General features: G+C 62.7%; 2 protein-coding genes. Both read right to left on the bottom strand.

From position 1 onward, the window contains the following. The coding region (gene dinB / locus QZX93_RS03085; RefSeq protein WP_295394341.1) for a DNA polymerase IV at positions 1-820 on the bottom strand (820 nt) is incomplete at its 3' end. Positions 821-1,899: 1,079 nt separating this feature from the next. Beyond that, on the bottom strand, positions 1,900-3,126 hold the full coding sequence (locus QZX93_RS03090; protein WP_295394344.1) for a hypothetical protein: 1,227 nt from the start codon (positions 3,124-3,126) through the stop codon (positions 1,900-1,902). Between the last annotated feature and the right edge of the window lie 75 nt (positions 3,127-3,201).

Below are 3,201 nucleotides of genomic sequence, written 5' to 3' on the forward strand. Positions count from 1 at the left end.
CCGCCAGTTCACGCAGGGTGTCGCGCAGCACGCCGGGATCGGTCACATCGACGCCGAAGGTGGTCTCCTTGGAGAGTGACTGGCGGGCGGTGCATTCGCCGACCCGGTCGGAGGCGATGCCCCGCGCCTGTTGGTAAAGGCCGGTGGCAGCGCGGGGGCCCAACTGGGCCTGCAACTGCGTGAGCGACAACCCGCGCAGGTCCGCGACGGTGTTCAGCCCCAACCGCTTGAGGATTGGCAGGGTCCGGCTGCCGACCCCACGCAGAATGCCGACCGGCTGCCCGCCCAGAAAATCCAGGACCTGTTCGGGGGGTACCACGACCAGCCCGTCCGGCTTGCCGAAGTCCGAGGCGATCTTGGCGACCAGCCGGTTCGGGGCGATACCGACCGAGGCGGTCAGGTCGACCGCGGTGCGGATGGCCGCCTTGATCCGCTGGCCGATAACTTCCGGTGGACCGACCAGGTGCCCGAGACCGCTGACGTCGAGAAAGGCCTCGTCGATGGAGATCGGTTCCACCACTGGGGTACAGGTGGCCATGACCACGCGAATCTCGCGGGCGATCTCTAGGTAATGTGCCATGCGCGGGCGCAGATAGACCGCGTCCGGGCAGCGGCGGTGGGCCTCGTTGATGGGCATGGCCGAGTGGATGCCGAAGCGCCGCGCCTCGTAGGAGCAGGTGGCCACCACCCCGCGACCTCCGGGCTGGGCGCCGACCACCACCGGCAACCCCCTCAGGGCTGGGTTGTCGCGCTGCTCCACCGCGGCATAGAAGGCGTCCATGTCCAGGTGCATGATCCAGCGCGTGGGCACGGTGCTCATGGTCCTGGTGCTCGAAAAGGGAGACGAGGCGTGAGGTTAGCACGGGCGCCGGCACGCCCGGGCAGCGCGCTCGCCACGGGCGATAGTCGCAGTCGAGCGCGAGGGCGTAGCGGGGACAGTCTCTAGGCCGCCCCACGGGTGCGGCAGGGGCCGGTCTGTAGGGCACTAGCGCCCCCCCTTTCGCGGCGCAGCCTACGGAGCCAGGAGCTCGGCTAGGCGGGGCTGCCGGGGCATCCTCACACCGGGTCACGCGTCGCATTCTTGGAATCGAGGCATCGGCGGCGAGAATCGCCCCAGGGTAGCCGATCGTCCAAGGCGCCGTTGTGCTCGGCATGGACGGCCGCGTGCTGGAGGATGGCGAGGTCACCGAGGTGACGTCGGGGAACCTCGGGTGCGACGGGTCCAGGTCGACAGACTCCAGCGACGGCAGTCATGGGGAACGCCTGCGTCGCTTACACGACCGGGTACCCTGGTGGTACGGGGGCCAGGTGGCGAATCCTTCGTGGTCGTGTCTCCCCTCTTAAATTTTGAAAAAATCAGTTTGGCGCGGCCACTGCCGCGGTACTAATTCTTAAGTACTAAAAAAGTACTAAGAAGTACTAAGAGCCAACAGGGTGCCACTTTTTGCTTTTATAAACATATATCTACGTCAACAGAAGACCGACCTTCGCACCCTCAGAACACGGTGCTCACACCCTCGAAACACGGTGCCCGCACCCTGAAAACACGGGGGCTCGTACCCTCAGAACCCGGTGCTCGCACCCTCACGACACGGTGGTCCTGTGGATAAGTGTGGATAACTTTCGCGCGCTTCGCACCCTCAAAACCCGGTGCTTGGCGCACGACAGCAGGGATCGCCGGCGCGTACCAGCGTTCTGCTGTTACTGGGGATACTGGGGATACTGGACTTGATGTCGGTTTTCACTGACGCCCACGAAGACTCGCGCGTCTTGACCCGCGCTGGCTGGGGCTATCTTGCTGGGTACTTTGGTGCCGGAGCGCCCCTATGTGAGCGCGTTTGGGTATCGGCACATTCACTCGGCGCCCGACGTGATTCGGGTGCGCGTTGACGGCAGCGATCAGGTCTGTCGGGGAAACACGACATGCAGAACGAACGGCTTGGAACGGCCGGTGCCGTCGATCAGAAACGCGGTTATGAACCCTTCTTGTTGCATAATCATCAACTGCTTGCGTGCATTTTGATTGAGCTTCCACACGCGATCTTGCGCCCCAATGGCTTCATACAATTCGATCACACCGATACGATATACGCAGTGACTGCGCTGGCTTGCCAGAAAGCGATGTAGCGCTTTCCCGAGATCAGAGAGCTTTCTGCGCAGCGAAAAACTGATAAACGTATGATAGTTCTCCAGCCACCGCGACACCAGAGGATGGAACTGGACGTAATAGCAGGCATCTTTCTCTTTCGTGAATTGCGGAATATCAAACAGCGAGATTGTTACTCTTTGGTACCTTGCCCCGCCCCGCACCTTGTCGAAGCGCAACTGCAGCCCATAGAGGTCCTCGATACTGTCACGCCGCCGCGCCAGCTCGCGGCCGCCCCACCCTTTTGGCGGCGTGTAGCCATGAATGGCTGTTTCCAACTGTGAGATGGTGAATACCACGCTGTCCACTTGTACGCGTTCATCCGTCGGGGTGGTATCTTCCTTATCCAAGCGCCGCACGGCGGTTGGCATATGATCGGCCGGTCCCACCAGCCGCCGCGAGCGTAAGACCATGAGTCCCAGCAGCGTGTCTTCATCGTAGATATTCAGCGCTGGTCCAGAACGATAGACGCCACCGCCGTCCCATGACGACTGTAACTTTACCCATCCGCGTTTGAACATCTCGATTGCCGTTTCGCGCGTCACTGGAGGAAACAGCGGGATCCTCGTAAGCGTGGTTGGATATTCTGACGTTGCGCACAGCGACGTCAGTTCCAGCCCCCGCTGACGTGCGACGCTCTCCAGCGCCTCAGCCGCGGCCGCGACGCATGCTTGGTTTGAATGACCATTGAGATGTCGCTTGGCAGGCGTCTCTGACTGCGCGTGTGCGGCAGCGGTTTTCTCATTGGGAATGACATCATTGCATGTTCGATCAGCACGCGGTTGTTCGTCGCGTGCTAACCGTTCCAGGGTACCTTGGAGCACTTCCTGGGGTGGCTGTGCGCGCGCCTCGGTGGCGGGCGCACCGTTGCGCCCGGCCCGCTCGCGTGCGCGCTGCTCCAGTTGCGCCACCCGCTGCGTCAGCGTGATGGAGACTTTTCCTGTCACCATTGCGGCATCGGTTGGCCGTTGCGTGTCCATGCCCTACCCCGCCTCGGCAGCGGTGGCCGGCACCCTCAGCAGCCGTGCCGGCACGACGCTAAAGGCCCGGGCTAG

This window comes from uncultured Thiodictyon sp. (assembly GCF_903946935.1).
In the GTDB taxonomy this organism is placed as follows: Bacteria; Pseudomonadota; Gammaproteobacteria; order Chromatiales; family Chromatiaceae; genus Thiodictyon.